The following is a 21,837-nucleotide window of genomic DNA, read 5'->3' on the forward strand; positions in this document are numbered from 1 at the left end:
ATGTGTATAAGAGACAGAGGTAGACGCCCGCGATCGCTGGCGTCAGCTTGATTCCGGCCGCCACGCCGACGAGTAGACCGGACAACCACCACCTCGAAGTCCATACCGCCCACAGCACGGCCAGCATCAGCAACACGTTGACCTGCCCGTAGTCGAACGTGCTGCGCAGCGGCTCGATCCAGATGGTGACGGCGGTCCACAGCATGGCCAGGCGGCGGCCCTCGGCGCCGCCCGCATCGCCGATCAAGCGCTGGCTGATCCGGATCGCACCGTACAGCGCGGCCATCGTCGCGATCTGCCACGCGAAGGCGACCAGGCCGAACGGCAGCCGGGTCAGCGGGTAGAACACGACCGCCGCGAAGGGCGGGTAAGTGAATGGCAGCGGGAAGTCGGGCGTCTGATCCGCGTACACGTAGCTGTAAAGCGTGCCGGGGTGGTCGATTGCGGCGGCACCGCCGAGGTAGACGTGCAGGTCGACGAAGTTCGCGCCGTGCGGCGCCAGATACGTCCAGGCGAACCGGGCGGCCACGCTCGCGACCAGCAGCGCGGGCGCCGCGGCCCGAAGCAGGCTCGCGAACCGCCGGCGCGGGGATGCCGCCGGGGCGGCCGAGGTGGTGTCTATCCGCCCGACTTTAGCGATCCGGGCCAACCGACCCGCACATCCCCGCGGGCCCGGTCGCCGGGCGTTCGGTCACCGCCATCACTCGTATCAATAACGATCAAATAAATGCCACACGTGTCACTTGAGTCCCATCTGTATCAACGTAACTTCGGCCCTGGACCCGTAATCCACAACCAGGGAGAGTCATGCCAACCATCTGGACTTACTTGCGTGCAGCGGCCGTCGTAGTCGGTTCGTCCGCGGCACTACTGACGGGCGGTATCGCCCACGCCGACCCCGTGCCGGCTCCGCCTATCCCGAACATTCCGCAGCAGCTGATCAGTTCGGCGGCCAACGCACCCCAAATCCTGCAGAACCTCGCCACCGCCCTCGGCGCCACCCCGCCGGCCGCGCCGGCCGCTCCCGGCATCACCTTCCCGGGTGTTCCGTCGGCGGCCGCCACGTCACCGGCGACTTCGGCGACCGTGCCCTCCATCCCCGGTCTGGCGCAGGCGCCGACGCCGTCCGCACCGACGACGGCCCAGGGCCTGCAGGGGTTGATCCCCGGCCTGACCCAGCCGGCGCCCGCGGCGCCGGCCGCCCCGGCCACGTCGTCCATTCCCGGACTTCCGGCCATCCCGGGGCTGTCGACGCCGACCGCCCCCGCCACCCCGCCGACCCCGCAGCTTCCTCAGGCGAAGGTCGACATGCCGGCGTTCCTGCCCAATCTGCCGGTCAGCGTGCCCGCGCAGATGACCCTCCCGCAGGATCTGACGGCGCTGGCCGGGGCTCCCGCGGCGCCGGCCGCACCGGCCGCACCGGCGACCGGGGCCAACCCGGTGGCTCCGCTGCTCGCCGGCCTGCCCTGAGTAATTAGCCAGACAGCAACGCCAACCCCCTAATGACCGGAGGACACACCGTGGCAACCACTTGGAATCTGTCCAAAGGTTTGGCCGCTGTCGTCACGGCATCGGCTGCCGCGTTCGGGCTCTGCCCGAACGCGGCGGCCGACCCGGCGGCACCGCAACCGAACTCGACTCAAGAACTCCCGGGCCTGCCGGCGCTGTCGCAGCTGAGCCCGATCATTCAGCAGGCCGCCACCAACCCCGGGCAGGCGACGCAGCTGCTCATGGCCGCAGCGCAGGCCTTCAGCCACAACCAGGGCGCGCCCGGCGAGTCCCGGAACGTTGCCCAGTCGGTGAACCAGTTCCTGGCGATGCCGGGCACGCCGGCCGATCCCGGCACGGCGCTTCCCGACGGTGCGCCCGTTCCGCACGTCCCCGCCGCGGGCGTCGAACCCGGCGCCCAGTCACACCTGCCTACCGGCATCGACCCCGCGCACGCGGCGGGCCCGGGGCCGGTCGCGGCCACACCGGCCGCGCCGCAGGCCCACCTTCCGGCCGGCATCGACCCCGCACACGCGGCGGGTCCCGGACCGGTCGCCGCTCCGCCGGCCCCGTCGGCACCGGCGCCCGGCACGGTCGCACCCGTCGCGGCGCCCGCGCCGTTGCCGCCCACGCCGGCCGCTGCCGCACCGGCGGCCGCACCGGCGGCCGCACCGGCCGCTGCCGCACCGGCGCCCGACGCCGCACCCGCCCCGGCGGCGGCTCCGGGTTTCGGCCCTGACGCCCCACCCACGCAGGACTTCATGTACCCCTCGATCGGCACCAACTGCCTGGCGGACGGCACCAGCGCCATCGCCACCGCGTTGTCGGTGGCGGGGCCGGCGAAGATCCCGACCCCCGGGCCGGGCCCCGGCCAGACCGCCTACGTGTTCACCGCCGTCGGCACCCCCGGCCCCGCCGAGGTGCAGAAGCTGCCGCTGAACGTCACGTGGGTGAACCTGACCACGGGCAAGTCGGGCACGGTGGCGCTCAAGCCGCGCACCGACATCAACGCCGACGGGCCGACGACGCTGACCGCGATCGCCGACACCGGGTCGGGCAGCATCATGTCGACCATTTTCGGGCAGGTCACCACCAAGGAAAAGCAGTGTCAGTTCATGCCCACGATCGGCTCCACGGTGGTGCCGTAGGGCCAGACCCCGGGCGCGCGTGTCCCTTCGGGGGGCACGCGCGCTCGCTTTGTTCGGGCGGCTAGTAGGCCATGAACAGGATCGCGTCGCGGTCGTACTCGAGACCCGGATGATCGCTGGCCAGGTGCGCCTGGGTCAGCTCGACCAACTCGTCCTCGTCCTTGCCGACGATGGCTTCCCCGCACGGACACGTCAGGTGTGTCTTCACGTTGCCGCCCTTCCCTTCTCACCCTTGGCTGCTGCCTTCATCTGCTTCTTGTAGGAACGCACTTCGGCCATCGATTGCGCGTCGACGATGTCGGCGACGGAGATGTGCGTGCCGGCCTTGCCGAACTGCCCGGCCGCCGCGCGCCAGCCCTTGACGTTGACGCCGTACTGCTTGCCCAGCAACGCCAGGAAGATCTGCGCCTTGACCTCGCCGAAACCGGGCAGCCCTTTGATTCGCCGCAGCAGCTCCGCGCCGTCGGGGTCGCCGTGCTTCCACAAGCCGGCGGCATCGCCGTCGTAGGAGTCCACGATGATCTGGGCCAGAGCCTGGATGCGTTTGGCCATGGATCCCGGAAAGCGGTGTATCGCAGGCCTTTCCGAGCACAGCGCGGCGAATTTGTCGGGGTCGTATTCGGCGATCTCATGAGCACCGAAGGCGCCCATCCGGTCGGCGATCTTCTTCGGACCCGCGAAGGCCGTCTCGAAGGGCACCTGCTGATCCAGAACCATCCCGATGAGCAGGGCCAGCGGATTCTCGTCCAGCAGCTCGTCGGCCTCGGGATCTTGAGCGAGCCACAGTTTCACCGTCAACGATCAACCCTTCCGTGCAGCACCTTTGGAACAGACTACTGCGCGCCAATCAGATGACCACCGGGGTTATCGTGACCTGGTGGTGGACGAGGCCCGATTGGCACTGATGCTGGCCCGCGACGAACTGCACGCGCTCGTCACCGCTTACTGCCGGGCCGTCGACCGTGCCGACTATGAGGCGTTACGGGCCCTGTATCACCCCGACGCGACCGACGCGCACGGCTCGTTCTCGACGGGCGGCGTCGAAGAGTTCATCGCCCAGCTGCGCGCCGCCGAACCGTATGTGCGTGTCTCCCAACACAACATCACCACGACGAACTTCGCGATCGACGGCGAGGAGGCCCGCGGCGAGATCTACTGCCTGGTGTTCCACACCTTCGCCGGGCCGGACCACGACCTGGACGTCCTCATCGGCGGCCGCTACCTGGACGAGTACACCAAACACGACGGCCGCTGGAAGTTCCGTCGCCGCACCATCGTGGCGGACTGGGCATACCAGAACGACCCGTCCCAAGTGAACTTCGGACACCCCAGCACCCGGGGAAGCCTGCGCGGCAGACCCGGCCAAGACGACCCTTCGGTCGGCCTATTCACCCCGCCGAAAGGCTGAAGCCGTTGCCGCGCAACGCATGACGCGCGTCGATCACCCGCTCTTGCGGCGGAATTCGCGGCGGTTCTCCACCGGGCCGTGCGCCCGCGACTGCTTGTCGCCACTGTTCTTGTGGTCGGACCCGCCCGACGACTTGGCCATCTTGCGGTCGAGGGCCTCACGGAACTTGCGCTTGGTGTCGTCGTCCGATGCCGGCGCGTCGGGCGACTTCGATTCAGCCATACCGGAAGCCTAGCCCGGGACCGTCGAAAAGGGGCGGCTACCGCACGCCGGGCGGCATGCCGTACACGTGCGCGATCGGCAGGGTCAGCAACACCCGCCGATCGGTGACCATCGCCTGGCGGTATTCGTCCCAGTCGGGGTGTTCGCCGGCGATGTTGCGGTACAACGCAATCAGCGCTTCGACCGTGTCGTCGCCGGGGGCGGCCGCCGGCGGCGTCAGTATCGCCGTGCCCTCGGCCACCGCGTACGACCACCCGTCGTCGGCGTCCACCAGGATCGACGCCCGCGGATCGCGGCGCAGGTTGCGGGTCTTGGCCCGCGGCTCGGTGATGGACACCCGCACCGCCAGGTCACGCGGGTCGAAGTGGTAGCTGACATTCGACAGTTGGGGCCGCCCGTCGCGTTTGATGGTGGCCAGCACCCCGAGGGAGTTGCCACTGATCACGGCCAACAGCTTGTCGTCGAAGACTTGGCGTCCCATGGGGAGAGCCTACGTCGTGGTGAAATCGGGGCATGACCAAATATGCGGCGTTCCTGCGCGGCGTCAACGTCGGCGGGGTCAACCTCAAGATGGCCGAGGTCGCGAGCGCGTTGACCGACGCCGGATTCGCCGATGTGCGCACCATCCTGGCCACCGGAAACGTCCTGCTGGAGTCGTCCGCGCGGGCGGCGTCGGTGCGCAAGAAGGCCGAGGCCGCGCTGCGCGAAAGGTTCGGCTACGACGCGTGGGTGCTGGTCTACGACCTCGAAGCGGTGCGGGCCATCGTGAACGCCTACCCGTTCGAGCCCGAGGTCGACGGCTATCAGTCCTACGTCACCTTCGTCGCCGAACCGGCGGTGCTCGACGAGCTCGCCGGGCTGGGCGCGGCCGACGACGAGAAGATCGCCCGGGGCGACCGCGTCGTCTATTGGCAGGTCCGTAAGGGCGCCACCCTGGACAGCACGATCGGCAAGACCATGGGCAAGCCGCGCTACAAGTCCTCGACGACGACGCGCAACCTGCGCACCCTGGCGAAGGTATTGCGTTGAGTATCAGCCGGTTTCGGCTCAGTCTTCCGGCACGTTGGTGAGGTAGCGCATCGCGTCGGACTTGGTCAGCCCCAGCGCCCGGGCCACCTCGACGTACTCCTTGGCGGCCGCGGCCATCGCCGCGTCCGTCGGGTCGAAGCGCGAAATGAAGGTGCCGAAGCGCCCCCGTGTTTCGACGATCGCCGCCGACTCCAGTTCCCGGTAGGCCCGGGCGACGGTGTTCGCGGCGACCCCCAGCTGGCCGGCCAGGTCGCGCACGGTCGGAAGCCGGGTCCCGGGCGGCAGCGCGCCGGCGCGGACGCCGTCGATGACTTGGGTCCTGAGCTGGTCGAACAGCGGCTTGCCCGCCTTCACGTCGACCTTCAGCAAATCCCGCAGCTCCACGTCTTCAGTATGTCCCACGCACGGCTATCTTTGGGGGATGCGAGTAGCGGTGCTGAGCGGCGCGGGGATCTCCGCGGAGAGCGGGGTGCCGACGTTCCGCGACGACAAGAACGGGCTGTGGGCCCGCTTCGACCCCTACGAGCTGTCCAGCACGCAAGGTTGGCGCGCCAATCCCGAACGGGTCTGGGGCTGGTATCTGTGGCGTCACTACCTGGTGGCCGACGTTGCGCCCAACACGGGGCACCGCGCCATCGCCGCCTGGCAGGACGGCGCCGAGGTCAGCGTCATCACCCAGAACGTCGACGACCTGCACGAGCGCGCCGGGAGCATGCCGGTTCACCACCTGCACGGCAGCCTGTTCGAATTCCGTTGCGACCGTTGCAATATGCCTTACACCGGCGCCCTACCCAAGATGCCCGAGCCGACGCTGGAAGTGGAGCCGCCGGTCTGCCACTGCGGCGGCCTGATCCGGCCGGACATCGTGTGGTTCGGTGAGCCGCTGCCCGAGGGGCCATGGCAGCGCGCCGTCGAGGCGACCGAGGCCGCCGACGTGATGGTGGTCGTCGGAACCTCGGCCATCGTCTACCCGGCGGCCGGGCTGGCCGAGCTGGCCCTGGCCCGCGGCACGGCCGTCATCGAGGTCAACCCCGAGGTCACGCCGCTGTCCAGAAACGCGACGATCAGCATCCGCGAGACCGCCGGCCAGGCGCTGCCCGGATTGCTGCAGCGGCTGCCCGCCCTGCTGGGATAGTCCCGGCGCGAACTACGGCTTGCGGGCGCGGCCCAGCAGGAGTTCCGACACCGGCAACGGCGCCCACGGCGGCAACGTGAGCTCGCGCCGGGAAACGTTGACCTCGAAGCCGGCCTCGACGATCGCGCGCTCGGTGTCTCGGTGGGTGTGGCAGTTGCCGAACAACCTGGGCCACAACGTCGCGTCCGCGAACCGCTGCAGGCGGCCGCGGGCGCCGGCGCTCGCCACGTGCTCGAGGTAGCGCAGCTCCCCGCCCGGCCGCAGCAACGCGTACAGGCGGCGCAGCACGTCGTCCGGGTCGCGCACGGAGCACAACACCAGTGAGCACACCACCGCGTCGAACGGCTCGTCGCCGCTGACCCCTTCGGCCGTCTGGTCCGTCACCACGACGCGCACGGGCACCACGTCGGCCGCGGCCCGGGCCTGGGCCACCAACCGCGGCTCGGGCTCCACCGCGACCACCTCGCGTACCGACTCCGGGTAGTGGGGAAAGTTCGTCCCGATCCCCGCGCCGACTTCCAGCACCCGCCCCGACAGCCCGGCCAGATTCTCCCGCCGCAGGGCCCGGATCGCGTCGGTTTCGTGGGTGGCGACGACGGGCCAGATGCGCGCGAAGAACGGGTTGTCCACCGCCGTTGTCATAGAAGCCAACCTTCCGACTCGTGGCCAAATCCGACTCTGGCCAAAGGATAGGTGCGACGGACCGACCGCCGCCTCAACCGACGTTGGGCACGGGTTCGGCGACCGGGCCCGCGTCGAGCTGGGCCGGCTCGACGTGGTCGGCGGCCGCCCCTGACTCGCTGATGCCGAACCGATCGTGCAGCCACGCCAGTGGCTTGGGCGCCCACCAGTTCCACCGGCCCATCACGTGCATGAACGCCGGCACCACGACCATCCGCACCAGCGTGGCGTCGGCGAAGACGGCGAGCACCAGGCCGAGGCCGAACATCCGCATGAACGACACGTGGGCGGCGATCAGCGCGGCGAAGGACATCGACATCACCAACGCGGCCGCCGTGATCACCCGCCCGGTGCGGGCGACGCCGAGCGCGACGCTCTCGTCGTTGGCGGCGTGCGCCTCCTTCGCGCTCGGCCGTGCCGGCCGGGCGGCCCCGGACGCGAGCCAGTACTCGCGGATCCGCGAGAGCAGGAACACCTCGTAGTCCATCGACAGCCCGAACGCGATGCAGAACAGCAGCACCGGCATGTTGTTGACCAGCGTCCCGCTCGGTGTGGTTCCGAGCGCGCCGAGGTGCCCGTCCTGGAAGATCCACACCAGCGCGCCGAACGCGGCGGTCAGCGACAGGAAGTTGCAGGCGAGCGCCTTGGCCGGCAGCAGCACGCTGCCGGTGAGCAGGAACAGCAACACGAAGGTGACCGCGGCCATCAGCCCGAGGACCAGCGGCAGGATGTCGGTGACGGCGTCGACGCTGTCGCGGTTGACCTGGGCGACCCCGCCCATCATCACGGATCGGCCCGCCGGCCCGGGCACCTCGTGCAGCCGCTTGAGTTGCGCCTCGTTCGCCGGGGAGAAGAGCGGGGCCGTGCTGCTGACGGTAAGGAAGGCGCTGCCGTCGGCCAGCCAGGTGGCCCCGGCCGGGGGTGCCGTCCGGTTGCCGGCGACGAACGTCCCGCCGGGGGCCGACACCGCCGACACGTCGGGCACCCGCGACAAGGCGGCGGCGTAGGAGTCGAGGTCGGCCGGGTCCAGGCCGCGCGCGTCGGGGACGACGATCGGCACGGCCGTCGCGGAGTCGTGCGCGAAGTCGTTGCGCAGTCGGTCGCCGACTTGATGGGACGACGCCGAACGTGGCAGCACCCGGTCGTCCGGGAAGCCCCACTTCACCCCCATGAACGGCGACCCGAGCAGCAGCAGCAGCGCGACGACGGTGAGGCCGATCGGGGCCCAGCGGCGCATCACCAACTTGGTCGACCGGTACCAGAACAGCTGCTCGACCGGCTTGTGCACCGGCTCCGGACGCCGGAACACCCGGCGCATCAGCCGGCGCACGTCCAGTGCGTCCAACCGCGGGCCCAGCAGCACGATGGCGGCCGGGGTTATCACGATCGAGGCCGTCGCGACGAAGGCCACGGTCGCCACCCCGGCGTAGGCGAACGACTTGAGGAAGTACATCGGGAACGCCACGGTCGCCGACATGGACAGCGCCACGGTGACCGCGGAGAACAACACCGTGCGCCCGGAGGTGGCCATGGTCCGGATCAGCGCCTCGTCCCGGTCGCTGCCCTCGGCCAGCTCGTCGCGGTAGCGGCTGACGATCAGCAGGGTGTAGTCGATGGCAAGCGCCAGGCCCAACGCGGTGCTCAGGTTGAGCGCGAAGATCGACACCTCGGTGGTGAACGTGATCAGCCGCAGCACGGTCATCGAGCCGACGACCGCCAGGGCGCCCAGCGCCATCGGCAGCGCCGCCGCCAGCAGCCCGCCGAAGACCCAGATCAGGATCAGGAAGCTCAGCGGAAGCGCGATCATCTCCATCACCAGCAGGTCGGCCTGGTTCTGCGTGTTGATCTGGGCGTACTGCATCGCGGCGCCGCCGGCGCGCACGGTGACGCCGTCCCGGTCGTGGATGTATTGGTCCGCCAGCGTCTGGGCGTTGCTCTGGGCGTAGTTTTCGCCGCCCTTGAGGTTGACGATCAGCAGGCCCGACTTGCCGTCGCGGCTGACCAGGTCGGCCGCCGCTTGCGGCGGGACCGTCCACGGCGACGTCACGTTGTATACCAGCGGCGACGCCTGCAACTGGTGCACCAGGTCGGTGCCGACGTCGCGGGCCTGTGCGCTGTCGGTGCCCCCGGGGGCCGTCACCAGGATCAGCAGCTGCTGACCGCTCTGGCCGAACTTGTCGCTCAGCACACCGATCGCGCGGGCGGACTCCGAATCGGGGTCCTGGAACCCGCCGGGGGACAAGCTCTTGGCGACGGGGATGCCGAACACGGCGGCGGCGATGAAGACGAGGACACCCAAGGCGATGATGCGGCGCGGCGCCGCGATGGCCATTCGGGCGATCCCCTGCAGCATTTTCAGCCCTTCCGCCGCCGGTGCCGATCGCACCTGGCGCTGGCGTACCTGCGACAACGTAACAAACGCTAGTTTTCACGAGTCAAACAGCGTCGTTCTTAAACACGGAAGGCGGCGGCCGCGGGGTTCAATCGCGACGTTCTAAACCGCTGCGACGCTAAGAGTCCGGCCAGAAAATTGTGCGGCAACTAAGCAGGTCAAGGGGCTAAATGCCGCGCTCGACGGTGTACAACCTACCCGCCGGTAAATTGCCACCATTTTCCGAATCGTGACTCAAAGATTCCTTAATGGTGGCCCATACGCTCAGTGTCATGTGGATCGACGACACAAGTGCCGACGTCATCAAGGTTGACTTCGAAGCCCTCTACCACGGCGACGTGCTGGTGGAAGGCGAGACCTCCGAGCAGTTCGACGAACTGCAAGCGGCGAGCTGAGGTACGACCATGAGCATGCTCGCACGCCTGCTGATGGCCGAACCCGCCGTCAGTCGATGGTTCCGTAAATAAGTTTTCTCTCTGCTACGAAAGCCCCCCGCTAGTCGCGGGGGCTTTCGTGTCTGCGGGTCTCAGCGCGGCGCCATGCGGATCGCGCCGTCGAGGCGGATCACTTCGCCGTTGAGCATCGGGTTTTCGATGATGTGCACGGCGAGCGCGCCGTACTCGTCGGGATCACCCAGCCGGGCCGGGTGCGGCACCTGCTTGCCGAGCGAGGCCTGCGCCTCCTCGGGCAGCGATCCCAGCAGCGGGGTCTTGAACAAGCCGGGCGCGATCGTCACCACGCGGATCAGCTCCCGCGACAGGTCGCGCGCGATGGGAAGCGTCATGCCGACGACGCCGCCCTTGGACGCCGAGTAGGCGGCCTGGCCGATCTGGCCCTCGAACGCGGCGACCGAGGCGGTGTTGATGATGACGCCGCGCTCCTCGCCGATCGGTTCGGTCTTCGCGATGCGCTCGGCCGCCAGCCGCAGCACGTTGAACGTGCCGATCAGGTTGACCTCGATCACCTTCTTGAACCCGTTCAGCGGGAACGGCCCGTCCTTGGACAGCGTCTTGATGGCGTTGCCGATGCCCGCGCAGTTGACGTTGATGCGCAGCGGGCCCAGCGACTCGGCGGTGTCCAGCGCCTCGCCGACGGCGGCCTCGTCGGTCACGTCGGCCTCGACGAACCGGGCGCGCTCGCCGAGCTCTTGGACCGCCTCCTCGCCCCGCAGGTCGATGACCACGACCTGCGCGCCTGCGTCCAGCAGCCGCTTGGTGGTGGCCAGGCCCAGGCCCGAGGCGCCCCCGGTGACGACGGCGACGGCGTCCTTGATTTCCATGCGAGTCCTTTCTCGGGATTCCAGCCAACCAGTTGGTTGGCGACTATACCCAGTCGTTCAGCACGGCCTCGGCGTCGGGCAGCGGCGCCGCCGGCGGGCGCGGCACGTCGGGCGTGGTGCGGGAGAACCGCGGGGCGGGCAGCGGCTGCAGGCCGCCGTCGGCGTCGTAGAACGTCTTGCGCTCGGTGATGTGCGGCTCGGTGTGCACCTCGCCGAACGCCAGCACCGGGGTCACGCAGGCGTCGGAATCCGCGAACACCTTGGCCCAGTGGTCGCGGTCGTGCGCGGCGAAGGCCGCCGTCAGCGCCCCGCGCAACTCGGGCCAGCGGGTGACGTCGTTCTGCGGCGGCAGGTTCGCCGCCTCCAAGCCCAGGCCGGCCAGCATGGCCGCGTAGAACTGCGGCTCGATGGCGCCGACGGCGACGTAACGCCCGTCGGCGCACTCGTAGGTGTCGTAATAGGGGGCGCCGCCGTCGAGCATGTTGGTGCCGCGCACGTCGGTCCACATGCCCAGCCCCCGCATGGCCCACATCATCTGGATCAGCACGCTGGAGCCGTCGACCATGGCGGCGTCGATCACCTGACCCTTGCCGGAGTTCTGCCGCTCCCACAGCGCGGACAGGATCCCGACGAGCAGGAACATCGAGCCGCCGCCGAAGTCACCGACGAGGTTCAACGGCGGAACCGGGCGCTCGTTCGCCCGGCCGATGGCGTGCAGGATCCCGTTGAGCGAGATGTAGTTGATGTCGTGGCCCGCCTGCTGGCTGCGGGGTCCGGTCTGCCCCCAGCCGGTCATCCGGGCGTAGATCAGCCGCTCGTTGACTTCGGCGCACTGCTCCGGGCCGAGGCCGAGCCGCTCGGTGACGCCGGGCCGGAAGCCCTCGATCAACACGTCGGCTTTGGCGACGAGCCTGAGCACGGTGGCGCGCCCCTCGTCGGACTTGAGGTCGACCGTGACGACACGCCGGTTGCGCAGCATGGCGTCCTTGGCGGCCCCGCCCGGTCCCGTGGATGGCCGATCGATGCGCACCACGTCGGCTCCCAGGTCCCCCAGGATCATCGCCGCGTGCGGGCCCGGCCCGATGCCGGCCAACTCGACGACCCGAAGTCCCTTCAGCGGTCCAGCCACGATTGCACCGACCTTTCGTCTGCCCTGACGCCCGTTGTAGTTGGCATCTTCGCAGCCGCCCCGGATCGGCCTCACTTAGGGTGAGCCCATGCCGCAATCCGCAATCGACACCCTCGCTCCCGTCGCGGGCCTTTCCGTCACGCTGTCCGACGGCGTGCTGTCGGTGACCATCGACCGGCCCGACAGCCTCAATTCGCTGACCGTGCCGGTGATTACCGGCATCGCCGACGCGATGGAACGCGCCGCCACCGATCCCGAGGTGAAGCTGGTGCGCCTCGGCGGCGCGGGCCGCGGCTTCTGTTCCGGCGCGGGCATCGGCGCCGACGACGTCTCCGGCGCCGGCATCCCGCCGGACGAGATCGTCCTCGAGATCAACCGGCTGATCCGCGCGATCGCGTCGGTGCCGCACCCGGTGGTGGCCGTGGTTCAGGGCCCGGCGGCCGGCGTCGGTGTTTCCCTGGCGCTAGCGTGCGACGTCGTATTGGCCTCGGAGAGCGCGTTTTTCATGCTCGCCTTCACCAAGATCGGCCTGATGCCCGACGGTGGCGCGTCCGCGCTGGTCGCCGCCGCGGTCGGCCGCATCCGGGCGATGCGCATGGCACTGCTGCCCGAACGCCTGCCGGCCGCCGAAGCGCTGTCCTGGGGGCTGGTGAGCGCGGTCTACCCGGCCGACGAATTCGACGCCGAGGTGGACAAGGTGATCGCGAGGCTGCTGACCGGCCCCGCCGTGGCGTTCGGCAAGACCAAGCTGGCCATCAACGCGGCCACGCTCCCCCAGCTCGATCCTGCCTTGCAACGCGAATACGAGGGGCAGGCCGTGCTGCTTCGATCGCCCGATTTCATCGAGGGCGCAACCGCTTTCCAGCAGCGGCGCGCGCCGGAGTTCACCGACCGCTGAGGCCGGCACGCTTGAGGGTGGCCCAGGCCGGTAATCCTCCCCGTCGTCGGGTCCGAATAATTGGCAGACGACGAACGGAGAATCCATGGCTGGACAGCTTCGCTGTCTCGTGACCGGGGCGACCGGCTACATCGGCGCCCGGCTCGCGCCGCGACTCCTGGACGAAGGCCACGGGGTCCGCGCCCTGGCCCGCGACCCGGCCAAGTTGGCAGACGTGCCGTGGCGGGACCGGGCCGAGGTCGCGCGCGGCGACCTCGCCGATGTCGATTCGCTGATCGCCGCGTTCGACGGCATCGACGTCGTCTACTACCTCGTCCACTCGATGGGCACCGCCAAGAATTTCGCCGACGAGGAGACGCGCGCCGTCCGTAACGTCGTGACCGCGGCGCGGCGCACCGGGGTGCGGCGCATCGTCTATCTCAGCGGGCTGCATCCCGAGGGCCGGCGGCTCTCGCCCCACCTCGAATCGCGGACGGCCGTCGGCGACGCGCTCATCGCCTCGGGCATCGAAACCGTCGTGCTGCAGGCGGGCGTCGTGGTCGGTTCGGGCTCGGCGTCGTTCGAGATGATCCGGCACCTCACCGACCGGCTGCCGGTGATGACTACCCCGAAGTGGGTGCACAACAAGATCCAGCCGATCGCGGTGCGCGACGTGCTCTACTACCTGATCGCCGCGGCCACGGCGGCGGTGCCGTCCTCCCGCACCTGGGACGTCGGCGGACCCGACGTCCTGGAGTACGGCGACATGATGCGCATCTACGCCGACGCGGCGGGGCTGGGCAAGCGCTACCTGATCGTGCTGCCGTTTCTGACACCCACGATCGCCAGCCTCTGGGTGGGAACGGTGACGCCGATCCCGCCCGGGCTGGCGCGGCCGCTGATCGAATCGCTGGAATGCGACGCGGTCATGCGCGACCACGACGTCGACGGCATCATCGAACTACCGCCCGGCGGCCTGACCGGCTACCGCCGGGCCGTCGAACTGGCGCTGGACCGCGCCGCGCACGGCGTCCCGGAACCCTCGTGGTCGTCGTTGCAGTCCGAACCGGCGGAGGCGCTGCCGTCGGACCCGGACTGGGCGGGCGAGATCGTCTACACCGACGCGCGCACCGTCGACACCACCGCCGAACCCGGCGCCCTCTGGAAGTCGGCGGAGGGCGCCGTGACTTCGCTCCCGGGCGGCTGGCGGGTCGAGGAACGCGCGCCGGGAACCCTGCTGCGGCTGCGCTCGACCAGGCGCGCGCCCGGACGGCAATGGCTCGAGATCACGGTCACGCCGCGGGACGGCGGCGGCAGCCGCTACACCCAGCGGTCGATCTTCCTGCCGAGGGGCCTGCCGGGCCGGGCGTACTGGCTGGCCGCGCGGCCGGCCCACGCCGCCGCGATGCGCGCGCTGGCCCGCGAGGTCGTCGGTTCGGACGGCGTCTAGACGCCGAACATCGGGGGCAGCACCAGGACCATGATCAGCCCCCACACCAAGTGGGTGAGCACCGGCGCCAGGACGCCGCCGGTCGCCCGGCGCTCGAACGCGCACACCGTTCCCAGGATGACCGCGGCGAAACCGAGCATCGGGTTGCCACTGGCCAGCGTCGCGACGGTGTACAGGATGGTCGAGATCACGACCGGGTGGTAGCGGCCCAGGGCCGTATAGAGCGCGCCGCGGAAGAACACTTCCTCCGCCACGCCGTTGACGAGCGTGATCGCCACGATCACCGGATACCAGCCGTGGTGGGCGTATTCCAGCACCCGGGTGATCAGCTCGGCCACCGGCGTGATCTCCCGGGCGATCAACCCGCCGACTATGAAGATCGCGCCGAGCAGCAGGCCGATAGCCGTCCCGGTGATGACCGGCCGCTGGTTGCGGCCGCGCCAGCAGATGCCGCCCAGGTGCAGCGGGCCGGAGGCGAACCCGCCGACGACCCACACCCCGGCCAACGCCAGGGTCAGCCAGTAGAAGCTCGAATCGCCCGGATGGCGGCGCAGCGAGAAGCCGAGCACCGCGGCACCCACGACCACCGTGACGGCCACGATGACCCGTCGGCGCCGCACCACCGCGGGCGACTCATGATGGGGCACAGCGACTTTGGTGAGGGCGCGCCACCACTCGGACAGCGCGCCGGTGTCGGACGGGGCGGTGGACTGGCTCATGCGGGGTGCACCTTCGGAGTCAGGGCTATCAACAGGTCGAGACCGGTTCGAAGCGCTCCGGCCACCGGGCCGGGGACCAGGCCCACCAGCCGCAGTGCCGGGCGCACGACGGGTGGGGTGAGCCGGCGCGCGACGTGGCGGATGCGGCGCGCGTCGCCCCCGGCCCACACGGGATCGGTGTTGGCCAGGTGATGGGGATCGGCCAGGGCGTTGACCGGGGACGGGCGATTCGTCTGATCGGCCAAGGCTAGGGCAATGGCTTCCTCAACGCCGAGCAACCCACCGGGCGGGTCGGGCACTCGATCGCGCAGATCGCTCTCGGACGCCACCATCGGATGGTCCAGCGATTCGACCAGATCCCCGGCGAGCCCGGGCGGCACCGGCAGCGCGACGCCGGTGATCAGCGACGCCAGCCCAGTGTCGACCCTGCCGACCGGCAACCCGGCATGCCACCGCCCGGAGATCCGCGCGTACGTCTTCAGCAGCTCGCGGTAAGAGGTGGTGTCCGGCCCGCAGATGTCGTACGCCCCCGCCGGCAGCAGGTCGGGGTCGGCCGCGGCGACGAGGTAGTGCAGCACGTCGCGGATTGAGATCGGGTCGATCGGGTTGTCCATCCAGCGCGGGATCGGCATGACCGGGAATCGGTCTCCCACGTAGCGCATCATCTCGAACGACGTAGAACCGGCGCCGATGATCATCGCGGCGCCCAGCCACACCAGCTCCGGGCCGTCCGGGACCGTCAGCGCCTCGGCCACCTCGGCGCGGCTGGTCAGGTGCTCGGACAGGACCTCGTCGGCGGGCACGAATCCGCCCAGGTAGACGATGCGCCGCACACCGGTTTCGCGGGCCGCGGCGGCTACGTTGGCGGCCGCGGCCTTGTCGGCGTCGCGAAAGCCGGGCTGACCGATGGCGTGCACCAGGTAATAGACCACCTCGACGGGGCCCGCGTCCGCGAAGGCCGCTCGGGTCGACGCGGGGTCGGCGGCGTCCAGCGTCACGGGCGTGACCTCGTCGAACCAGCCGAACCGCCTCAGGCGCTCCGGGTTTCGGGTGGCGGCCACGACGTCGTGCCCGGCCGCCAGCAGCGCCGTGACCAGCCGCGATCCGACATAGCCGGTGGCGCCGGTGACGAGGATCCGCATGTCTCCAACCTAGCCCGGCGGCGATGCACGCAAACCTGGCGGCCGCCGATCGCCGTCGTGACGCCACGGCGCTTTTCGGGCCGGATAGTCGCCATGCCGTTACGCTCGCGGGGTTGAACCCCCGCGGCGCCGGCATCGTGGACCCGGTACGGGAGTCCCGGTCAAGAGATAGTGGAGACATGTATTACCTGCTGGTCCTGGCGGTCGGCATCGAACGCGTGGCGGAACTGGTGGTGTCCAAGCGCAACGCGCAGTGGTCTTTTGCCCAGGGCGCCAAGGAGTTTGGTCGGACGCACTATCCGGTGATGGTGGTCATCCACACCGCGCTGCTGGTCGGCTGCGTTCTCGAGCCGTGGGCCCTGCACCGGCCGTTCCTGCCATGGCTGGGGTGGCCGATGCTGGCGGTGGTGGCGCTGAGCCAGGGCCTGCGCTGGTGGTGCATCGCCACGCTGGGTCGACGGTGGAACACCCGGGTGATCGTGTTGCCGCAGGCCCCGCTGGTGCGCGAGGGGCCCTACCGGTGGTTGCACCATCCGAACTATGTTGCAGTGGTGGCTGAGGGGTTGGCGCTGCCGTTGGTGCACACGGCGTGGCTGACCGCGGCCCTTTTCACCCTGGCCAACGCGGTGCTGCTGAGGGTGCGGCTGCGGGTCGAGAACTCGGCTCTGGGCTACACGTGAGCGACTACGACACCGACCTGTTGATCGTCGGCGGCGGGCCGGGGGGCCTGGCCACGGCGTTACACGCTCGCCGGCACGGACTTTCGGTGATCGTCGCCGACCCGCGGGAGGGTCCCATCGACAAGGCGTGCGGCGAGGGCCTGATGCCCGGTGGGCTCGCCGAGCTGACGTCACTCGGGGTCGACCCGGCCGGCATGCCGTTTCACGGCATCGCCTACGTCGACGAACGCCGCCGCGCGCAGGCGCGGTTCCGCAGCGGGCCCGGCCGGGGCGTGCGCCGCACCACGCTGCACGCTGCGCTGGCCGCGCGCGCGAAAGAGCAAGACGCCGAATGGATTCGGGCACGGGTGACCGGTGTGCAACAGGACGCTCACGGGGTGACGGCCGCGGGAGTGCGCGCGAAATGGTTGGTGGCCGCCGACGGGCTGCACTCACCGCTGAGGCGGGCCGTCGGAATCACGGCGACGGCCGGAAAGCCGCGACGCTATGGCGTGCGCTGGCATTTCCGCGTGCCGGCGTGGTCGGAATTCGTCGAGGTGCACTGGTCGCGCTGGGGCGAGGCGTACGTGACACCGGTCGAGCCGGATCTGGTGGGCGTCGCGATCCTGTCGGGGGGCCGGCCCGACCTGGCCTGGTTCCCCGAGCTCGCCGGGCAGCTGGCGGGCGCCGCGCGCGGCGAAGCGCGCGGCTGCGGCCCGTTGCGGCAGGTGGTCTCGCGCCGGGTCGCGGGGCGGGTGCTCCTGGTCGGCGACGCGGCCGGCTACGAGGACGCGTTGACCGGCGAGGGCATCAGCCTGGCCGTCAAGCAGGCGGCCGCGGCCGTCGCCGCCATCGTCGAGGAGAACCCGTCGTCGTATGAGGCTGGGTGGCAACGGATTACCCGCAACTACCGCGTGCTCACCCGGGCCCTGGTGCTGGCCAGCGTCCCACCGGTGACGCGCCGCGCCATCGTGCCGGCGTGCACCCTGCTGCCCGGCGTGTTTCGGCGCGGGGTGAACATCCTCGCGAGTTAGCTGTACTAGCGCGCCTTCCAGACCGGCTCGCGCTTCTCGGCGAACGCCAGTGGACCCTCCTTGGCGTCTTCCGACCGGATCAGCACGCGCATCTCGTCCATGGTGCGCCGCCAGCCCGCCTCCTCGTCGGTGACGACGCCGTTGTCGACCCCGGTGGCGATGCGCTTGCTGGCCTGCACCGACAGTGGCGCGTTGACCGTCACCCGCGCGGCCAGCGCCAGGGCGGCCTCGAGCACCGAGCCCTCCTTGACGACCTGGTTGATCAGGCCCCATTCGAAGGCGTCCTCGGCGGTGATCGGCTCGCCGGTCAGTAACAGCTCCATTCCCACCTTGCGCGGCAGTTGCTGCACGATCCGGAATACCCCGCCGGCGGCCGCGACCAGTCCGCGCTTGACCTCCGGCAGGCCGAACTTGGCCCGCTCGTCGGCCACCACCAGGTCGCTGGCCAGCGCCAGTTCGGTGCCCCCGCCCAGCGCCGTGCCGTTGACCGCCGCGATGGTGGGCTTGTCGATGAAGTGGTGCACGTAACCGGCGAAGCCCCACTCGCCATGGTCGGGGTGGTAGAGGTTTTCCCGGCGGGAGATCGCCTTGAGGTCGGCGCCGGCGCAAAACGACTTGTCGCCGGCGCCGGTGATCACCACGGCCCGCACCTCGGGGTCGTGCTGCGCCTCGTCGAGCGCGTCGCCCACGCCGATGCTGACGGCACCGTTGACCGCGTTGCGGGCCTCGGGCCGGTTGATGGTGATCACCATGACGTTGCCGCGGCGCTCGACCAACACCGCCGGCGCCTCGGCGTCGGTCACAACAGCTCCACGATGGTGGCGTTGGCCTGGCCACCACCCTCGCACATCGTCTGCAGACCGTAGCGAATTCCCTTGTCCCGCATGTGATGCAGCAGCGTGGTCATGATCCGCGCGCCGGAACCGCCCAGCGGGTGACCCAGTGCGATGGCCCCCCCGTTGGGGTTCAGCTTCTTCTCGTCGGCGCCAATGTCTTTCAGCCAGGCCAGCGGGACCGGGGCGAACGCCTCGTTGACCTCGTAGGCGCCGATGTCGCCGATGGACAGGCCGGAGCGCTTCAGCACCTTCTGGGTGGCCGGGATGGGCGCGGTCAGCATGATCACCGGGTCGGCGCCGGCCAGGGTCGCGGTGTGCACCTTCGCAATCGGCTTGAGGCCCAGCTCTTTCGCCTTCTCGGCCGACATGAACAGGATCGCGGCCGAACCGTCGGAGATCTGCGACGAGTTCCCGGCGTGAATCACGCCGTCCTCCTTGAACGCCGGCTTCAGCGACGCCATCTTTTCCATCGGGGTGCCGCGGCGGATGCCCTCATCCTTGAGCACCACATTGCCCTCAGAGTCCTTGATGCCCACTATCTGGTCGTCGAATGCGCCCGAATCCTGTGCGGCCGCGGCCTTTTCGTGCGAGCCCAGCGAGAACTCGTCGAGCGCGGTGCGGTCGAAACCCCACTGCTCGGCGATCATCTCCGCGCCGATGCCCTGGTTGGGGATCCGCCCCTGGTAGCGGTCCAGGAAGGTCTGCGGGTAGGGCCGCCCGCCGTTGGCCAGCGACGAACCCATCGGGGTGCGCGACATCGACTCCACCCCGCCGGCCACCACGACGTCGTAGTGCCCGGCCACCACGCCGGCCGCCGCGAAGTGAATGGACTGCTGGCTCGAGCCGCACTGGCGGTCGACGGTCACCCCCGGGACGCTCTCCGGCCAGCCGGCCGCCAGCAGGGCGGTGCGGCCGATGTCGAGGGCCTGCTCGCCGGCCTGCATGACGCAGCCCCAGATGACGTCGTCGACGAGCTCGGGATCGACGCCCGCCCTTTCCACCAACCCGTTGAGCACCTGCGCGGACAGGTCGGCCGGGTGCACCCCGGAAAGGCCGCCGTTGCGCTTGCCGATCGGTGAGCGCACTGCCTCGACGATGACGGCTTCAGCCATGGTTGTGTCTCCTTTGACGCTAGAACCTCGGGTATCGGTGAAAGTGAGCCTTGCGTCGATTGTCAACCAACGCGTTGGGAGGTCGCGGGCGGGGGTGGTTTTGGGCGATCAGCTGGCCTTCCGATTGCCAGCTCTTCGGCACACCGTCATGTGCGGTTCAACTTTCCGCGAGCCTCGGCGACGTAGGGTGCCCCGGGTGAGCACCCCTTCACCCGGCCCAGGCTGGTGGCTGGCTTCGGACGGCAATTGGTATCCCCAGCAATGGGAGAGCACGTTTGTCTCCTACACGAACGAATCCCTGCAGGCGGTGCTGGATGAGGCGAACCGCCTCACGCAGGCCTACGGCCAACAGGGTTGGGAGATCGTGGGCTCGTCGGTGCAACGCACCCAGGTTGCCCGCGGCTTCAAGGACTACGACAAGGGCGGGGACCACTACTTCGAGTGGAGCATCGTCTGCACCCTGAAACGGCCCGTCGCCCCGGGTGACCGCACAAGCACCGAGATTGCCGCCGTGGTCGCGATCGAGCCAAAACCGCGACCGTGACGGCAATCTCGTGCAGCGAGCCTCAGCCGGCGGGGTATCCGACCGATTTGATCTCGGTGTACTGGTCGAAACCGGCGACACCGTTCTGGCGTCCCACACCGCTGTACTTGTAGCCACCGAACGGGGTGTCGGCGCCGTACGGCGCGCCGCCGTTGACGCCCATGAAGCCGGCCCGGATTCGCCGGGCCACGGCCAGCGAGTGCTCCAGCGAGCCCGACATCACGTTGCCCGCCAGTCCGTACTTGCTGTCGTTGGCGATCCGGATCGCGTCCTCCTCGTCGTCGAACGGGATCACGGCCAGCACCGGCCCGAAGATCTCCTCCTGGGCGATCGTCATCGAGTTGTCCACGTCGACGAAAAGCGTTGGCCGCACGAAGTATCCCTTGTCGAAACCGGTGGGCGCGTCGGGTCCGCCGACGAGCGCCGTCGCGCCCTCCTCGACGCCCTTGCGGATGTAGCCCATCACGCGATCGCGTTGTACCTCCGAAATCACCGGGCCGCACAGCGTTCCCGCGTCCTGCGGGTCGCCGCACGTGACGTTCTCGTAGATGCTCTTCAGAATCTCCACGCCCTCGTCGTAGCGGGACCGCGGCAACAGCATCCGGGTGGGATTCGCGCAGCCCTGGCCGGCGTGCATGCACGGTGCGATGCCGATGGCGCACGCCATGCCGAAGTCGGCGTCCTCGAGCACGATGGTGGCCGACTTGCCGCCCAGCTCCAGGAACAGCCGCTTCATGGTGGCCGCGCCCTTTTCCATGATCCGCTGCCCGACCACGGTCGACCCGGTGAACGAGATCAGGTCGACCTTCGGCGACAACGTAAGCTCTTCGCCCACAAAGTGATCCGATGCGGTGACGACGCTCACGACGCCCGCGGGGATGTCGGTCTTCTCCGCGATCAGCCGGCCCAGGCGGGTGGCGTTGAACGGGGTGTTCGGGGCCGGCTTGAGCACCACGGTGTTACCGGTCGCCAGCGCCTGGCCGAGCTTGTTGATGGTGACCTCGAACGGGAAGTTCCACGGCACGATCGCGCCGACCACCCCGACCGGCTCGCGCCACACCTTGCGGCTGGTGAGCGTGCCGGTGAGGCTGATGACCTTGTCACCCAGGTCGGTCTCCCAGGCGTACTCGTCGATCAACCGGGCGGGGTAGCGCAGCCCGTCTTCCAGTGGGGCGTCCAGCTGCGGCCCGAACGTGATGGCCCGCGGCGAACCGACCTCGAGGATGAGCTCCTCGCGCAGCTCTTCCTTCTCCGATTCGATCGCCTCGTGCAGCTGCAGCAGGCAGCGCTTGCGCAGCTCGCGGTTCGTCGACCAATCGGTCTCGTCGAACGCGCGCCGGGCGGCGTCGATCGCCCGGTGCATGTCCTCCTTGGAGGCGTCGGCGACCTCCCCGAGCGGCTCCTCGGTGGCCGGGTTGATGTTGGTGAAGGTGCCGGACTGCCCGTCGACGAGCTTGCCGTCGATCATCATCTTCGGCTCGAAGCGGACCTTTACAGCCTCAGTCATATCTGTCACTCTCTTCTGGATCGTGGAGGGGCTACAGAGAGCCTTA

Annotated in this window: 26 protein-coding genes; 11 read left to right on the forward strand and 15 right to left on the reverse strand. The window is 69.6% G+C overall.

The annotated features are described in order from the left end of the window. The coding region (locus tag WU80_RS11515; RefSeq protein WP_156371789.1) for a glycosyltransferase 87 family protein at nucleotides 1-649 on the reverse strand (649 nt) is incomplete at its 3' end. 158 nt (nucleotides 650-807) lie between these two features. Between WU80_RS11515 and WU80_RS11520 the strand changes: the two genes are divergently transcribed. Continuing rightward, the gene (locus WU80_RS11520; protein ID WP_055398851.1) at nucleotides 808-1,470 is read left to right on the forward strand and encodes a hypothetical protein; all 663 of its coding nucleotides are present in this window, start codon (nucleotides 808-810) and stop codon (nucleotides 1,468-1,470) included. A gap of 50 nt (nucleotides 1,471-1,520) precedes the next feature. Then, a complete protein-coding gene (locus tag WU80_RS11525; protein ID WP_055398951.1) occupies nucleotides 1,521-2,636 on the forward strand; it encodes a hypothetical protein in 1,116 nt (371 codons plus the stop codon). A 61-nt stretch (nucleotides 2,637-2,697) separates the two neighbouring features. Here the strand turns inward: WU80_RS11525 and WU80_RS25395 are convergent, their stop codons facing one another. Together WU80_RS25395 and WU80_RS11530 are read right to left on the reverse strand one after the other, a co-directional pair. Then, entirely contained in the window at nucleotides 2,698-2,844 is a 147-nt protein-coding gene (locus tag WU80_RS25395; protein ID WP_067277197.1) for a DUF1059 domain-containing protein, read from the reverse strand. Continuing rightward, nucleotides 2,841-3,428: an HhH-GPD-type base excision DNA repair protein gene (locus WU80_RS11530; protein ID WP_055398853.1), complete on the reverse strand. Its 588-nt coding sequence runs from the start codon at nucleotides 3,426-3,428 to the stop codon at nucleotides 2,841-2,843. Before WU80_RS11530 ends, WU80_RS25395 begins: the two co-directional genes overlap by 4 nt. A gap of 82 nt (nucleotides 3,429-3,510) precedes the next feature. Between WU80_RS11530 and WU80_RS11535 the strand changes: the two genes are divergently transcribed. Continuing rightward, nucleotides 3,511-4,044, forward strand: a complete 534-nt coding sequence (locus tag WU80_RS11535; protein ID WP_055398953.1) for a nuclear transport factor 2 family protein — start codon at nucleotides 3,511-3,513, stop codon at nucleotides 4,042-4,044. A 33-nt stretch (nucleotides 4,045-4,077) separates the two neighbouring features. Here the strand turns inward: WU80_RS11535 and WU80_RS11540 are convergent, their stop codons facing one another. After that, entirely contained in the window at nucleotides 4,078-4,266 is a 189-nt protein-coding gene (locus WU80_RS11540) for a DUF5302 domain-containing protein (RefSeq protein WP_055398855.1), read from the reverse strand. Between the two features lie 37 nt (nucleotides 4,267-4,303). Next, the gene (locus WU80_RS11545; protein WP_055398857.1) at nucleotides 4,304-4,747 is read right to left on the reverse strand and encodes a PPOX class F420-dependent oxidoreductase; all 444 of its coding nucleotides are present in this window, start codon (nucleotides 4,745-4,747) and stop codon (nucleotides 4,304-4,306) included. A gap of 32 nt (nucleotides 4,748-4,779) precedes the next feature. On the opposite strand from WU80_RS11545, the gene WU80_RS11550 reads away from it, so the two are divergent. Further along, a complete protein-coding gene (locus WU80_RS11550) occupies nucleotides 4,780-5,295 on the forward strand; it encodes a DUF1697 domain-containing protein (protein WP_055398859.1) in 516 nt (171 codons plus the stop codon). An 18-nt stretch (nucleotides 5,296-5,313) separates the two neighbouring features. Here the strand turns inward: WU80_RS11550 and WU80_RS11555 are convergent, their stop codons facing one another. Then, complete coding sequence (locus WU80_RS11555) at nucleotides 5,314-5,679, reverse strand: GntR family transcriptional regulator (RefSeq protein ID WP_055398860.1); 366 nt, start codon at nucleotides 5,677-5,679, stop codon at nucleotides 5,314-5,316. Nucleotides 5,680-5,716: 37 nt separating this feature from the next. On the opposite strand from WU80_RS11555, the gene WU80_RS11560 reads away from it, so the two are divergent. After that, complete coding sequence (locus WU80_RS11560; protein ID WP_055398862.1) at nucleotides 5,717-6,430, forward strand: NAD-dependent deacylase; 714 nt, start codon at nucleotides 5,717-5,719, stop codon at nucleotides 6,428-6,430. Between the two features lie 12 nt (nucleotides 6,431-6,442). Here the strand turns inward: WU80_RS11560 and WU80_RS11565 are convergent, their stop codons facing one another. Further along, complete coding sequence (locus WU80_RS11565) at nucleotides 6,443-7,072, reverse strand: bifunctional 2-polyprenyl-6-hydroxyphenol methylase/3-demethylubiquinol 3-O-methyltransferase UbiG (protein ID WP_055398864.1); 630 nt, start codon at nucleotides 7,070-7,072, stop codon at nucleotides 6,443-6,445. Between the two features lie 73 nt (nucleotides 7,073-7,145). Then, nucleotides 7,146-9,464, reverse strand: coding sequence for an MMPL family transporter (locus tag WU80_RS11570; protein WP_055398866.1), 2,319 nt, complete (start codon nucleotides 9,462-9,464; stop codon nucleotides 7,146-7,148). A 311-nt stretch (nucleotides 9,465-9,775) separates the two neighbouring features. Here WU80_RS11570 and WU80_RS26545 point away from each other — a divergent pair, with 311 nt between their 5' ends. Further along, nucleotides 9,776-9,898 (forward strand): hypothetical protein, encoded by a 123-nt coding sequence (locus WU80_RS26545; protein ID WP_003878506.1) that lies wholly within the window; start codon nucleotides 9,776-9,778, stop codon nucleotides 9,896-9,898. A 131-nt stretch (nucleotides 9,899-10,029) separates the two neighbouring features. On the opposite strand, the gene WU80_RS11575 is transcribed toward WU80_RS26545, so the two are convergent. Next, complete coding sequence (locus WU80_RS11575) at nucleotides 10,030-10,782, reverse strand: 3-hydroxyacyl-CoA dehydrogenase (protein WP_055398868.1); 753 nt, start codon at nucleotides 10,780-10,782, stop codon at nucleotides 10,030-10,032. A 43-nt stretch (nucleotides 10,783-10,825) separates the two neighbouring features. Beyond that, entirely contained in the window at nucleotides 10,826-11,911 is a 1,086-nt protein-coding gene (locus tag WU80_RS11580; protein WP_055398955.1) for a CaiB/BaiF CoA-transferase family protein, read from the reverse strand. An 88-nt stretch (nucleotides 11,912-11,999) separates the two neighbouring features. Here WU80_RS11580 and WU80_RS11585 point away from each other — a divergent pair, with 88 nt between their 5' ends. Both WU80_RS11585 and WU80_RS11590 read left to right on the forward strand, forming a co-directional pair. After that, nucleotides 12,000-12,809: an enoyl-CoA hydratase gene (locus WU80_RS11585; RefSeq protein ID WP_055398870.1), complete on the forward strand. Its 810-nt coding sequence runs from the start codon at nucleotides 12,000-12,002 to the stop codon at nucleotides 12,807-12,809. Nucleotides 12,810-12,894: 85 nt separating this feature from the next. After that, entirely contained in the window at nucleotides 12,895-14,238 is a 1,344-nt protein-coding gene (locus tag WU80_RS11590; RefSeq protein WP_055398872.1) for a DUF2867 domain-containing protein, read from the forward strand. On the opposite strand, the gene WU80_RS11595 is transcribed toward WU80_RS11590, so the two are convergent. Together WU80_RS11595 and WU80_RS11600 are read right to left on the reverse strand one after the other, a co-directional pair. Continuing rightward, nucleotides 14,235-14,957, reverse strand: coding sequence for a CPBP family intramembrane glutamic endopeptidase (locus WU80_RS11595; RefSeq protein WP_055398874.1), 723 nt, complete (start codon nucleotides 14,955-14,957; stop codon nucleotides 14,235-14,237). The genes WU80_RS11590 and WU80_RS11595 overlap by 4 nt on opposite strands. Next, entirely contained in the window at nucleotides 14,954-16,099 is a 1,146-nt protein-coding gene (locus tag WU80_RS11600; protein WP_055398876.1) for an NAD(P)H-binding protein, read from the reverse strand. Before WU80_RS11600 ends, WU80_RS11595 begins: the two co-directional genes overlap by 4 nt. 179 nt (nucleotides 16,100-16,278) lie before the next feature. On the opposite strand from WU80_RS11600, the gene WU80_RS11605 reads away from it, so the two are divergent. Both WU80_RS11605 and WU80_RS11610 read left to right on the forward strand, forming a co-directional pair. Further along, nucleotides 16,279-16,779, forward strand: coding sequence for an isoprenylcysteine carboxyl methyltransferase family protein (locus WU80_RS11605; RefSeq protein WP_055398878.1), 501 nt, complete (start codon nucleotides 16,279-16,281; stop codon nucleotides 16,777-16,779). After that, complete coding sequence (locus WU80_RS11610) at nucleotides 16,776-17,792, forward strand: NAD(P)/FAD-dependent oxidoreductase (protein ID WP_055398880.1); 1,017 nt, start codon at nucleotides 16,776-16,778, stop codon at nucleotides 17,790-17,792. The genes WU80_RS11605 and WU80_RS11610 overlap by 4 nt, the downstream gene beginning before the upstream one ends. A gap of 5 nt (nucleotides 17,793-17,797) precedes the next feature. Here the strand turns inward: WU80_RS11610 and WU80_RS11615 are convergent, their stop codons facing one another. Next, on the reverse strand, nucleotides 17,798-18,544 hold the full coding sequence (locus WU80_RS11615) for a crotonase/enoyl-CoA hydratase family protein (RefSeq protein WP_055398957.1): 747 nt from the start codon (nucleotides 18,542-18,544) through the stop codon (nucleotides 17,798-17,800). Between the two features lie 47 nt (nucleotides 18,545-18,591). Next, nucleotides 18,592-19,740 carry a thiolase family protein gene (locus tag WU80_RS11620; protein ID WP_055398882.1) on the reverse strand — a complete coding sequence of 383 codons (1,149 nt, stop codon included), beginning with the start codon at nucleotides 19,738-19,740 and terminating at the stop codon, nucleotides 18,592-18,594. A gap of 196 nt (nucleotides 19,741-19,936) precedes the next feature. On the opposite strand from WU80_RS11620, the gene WU80_RS11625 reads away from it, so the two are divergent. Beyond that, nucleotides 19,937-20,284: a hypothetical protein gene (locus WU80_RS11625; RefSeq protein ID WP_055398884.1), complete on the forward strand. Its 348-nt coding sequence runs from the start codon at nucleotides 19,937-19,939 to the stop codon at nucleotides 20,282-20,284. Between the two features lie 22 nt (nucleotides 20,285-20,306). On the opposite strand, the gene WU80_RS11630 is transcribed toward WU80_RS11625, so the two are convergent. Then, entirely contained in the window at nucleotides 20,307-21,791 is a 1,485-nt protein-coding gene (locus tag WU80_RS11630; protein WP_055398887.1) for an aldehyde dehydrogenase family protein, read from the reverse strand. Nucleotides 21,792-21,837: the final 46 nt, after the last annotated feature.

It is taken from the genome of Mycobacterium sp. UM_11 (assembly GCF_001414075.1).
Taxonomy (GTDB): domain Bacteria; phylum Actinomycetota; class Actinomycetes; order Mycobacteriales; family Mycobacteriaceae; genus Mycobacterium.

What these genes read in the sequence shown, in the direction of transcription:
- WU80_RS11520 (WP_055398851.1), top strand. Translation starts at nt 808, where the DNA reads ATGCCAACCATCTGGACTTACTTGCGTGCAGCGGCCGTCGTAGTCGGT.
- WU80_RS11540 (WP_055398855.1), bottom strand. Translation starts at nt 4,266, where the DNA reads ATGGCTGAATCGAAGTCGCCCGACGCGCCGGCATCGGACGACGACACC.
- WU80_RS11545 (WP_055398857.1), bottom strand. Translation starts at nt 4,747, where the DNA reads ATGGGACGCCAAGTCTTCGACGACAAGCTGTTGGCCGTGATCAGTGGC.
- WU80_RS11550 (WP_055398859.1), top strand. Translation starts at nt 4,780, where the DNA reads ATGACCAAATATGCGGCGTTCCTGCGCGGCGTCAACGTCGGCGGGGTC.
- WU80_RS11560 (WP_055398862.1), top strand. Translation starts at nt 5,717, where the DNA reads ATGCGAGTAGCGGTGCTGAGCGGCGCGGGGATCTCCGCGGAGAGCGGG.
- WU80_RS11565 (WP_055398864.1), bottom strand. Translation starts at nt 7,072, where the DNA reads ATGACAACGGCGGTGGACAACCCGTTCTTCGCGCGCATCTGGCCCGTC.
- WU80_RS11570 (WP_055398866.1), bottom strand. Translation starts at nt 9,464, where the DNA reads ATGCTGCAGGGGATCGCCCGAATGGCCATCGCGGCGCCGCGCCGCATC.
- WU80_RS26545 (WP_003878506.1), top strand. Translation starts at nt 9,776, where the DNA reads ATGTGGATCGACGACACAAGTGCCGACGTCATCAAGGTTGACTTCGAA.
- WU80_RS11575 (WP_055398868.1), bottom strand. Translation starts at nt 10,782, where the DNA reads ATGGAAATCAAGGACGCCGTCGCCGTCGTCACCGGGGGCGCCTCGGGC.
- WU80_RS11585 (WP_055398870.1), top strand. Translation starts at nt 12,000, where the DNA reads ATGCCGCAATCCGCAATCGACACCCTCGCTCCCGTCGCGGGCCTTTCC.
- WU80_RS11590 (WP_055398872.1), top strand. Translation starts at nt 12,895, where the DNA reads ATGGCTGGACAGCTTCGCTGTCTCGTGACCGGGGCGACCGGCTACATC.
- WU80_RS11595 (WP_055398874.1), bottom strand. Translation starts at nt 14,957, where the DNA reads ATGAGCCAGTCCACCGCCCCGTCCGACACCGGCGCGCTGTCCGAGTGG.
- WU80_RS11600 (WP_055398876.1), bottom strand. Translation starts at nt 16,099, where the DNA reads ATGCGGATCCTCGTCACCGGCGCCACCGGCTATGTCGGATCGCGGCTG.
- WU80_RS11605 (WP_055398878.1), top strand. Translation starts at nt 16,279, where the DNA reads ATGTATTACCTGCTGGTCCTGGCGGTCGGCATCGAACGCGTGGCGGAA.
- WU80_RS11615 (WP_055398957.1), bottom strand. Translation starts at nt 18,544, where the DNA reads ATGGTGATCACCATCAACCGGCCCGAGGCCCGCAACGCGGTCAACGGT.
- WU80_RS11620 (WP_055398882.1), bottom strand. Translation starts at nt 19,740, where the DNA reads ATGGCTGAAGCCGTCATCGTCGAGGCAGTGCGCTCACCGATCGGCAAG.
- WU80_RS11630 (WP_055398887.1), bottom strand. Translation starts at nt 21,791, where the DNA reads ATGACTGAGGCTGTAAAGGTCCGCTTCGAGCCGAAGATGATGATCGAC.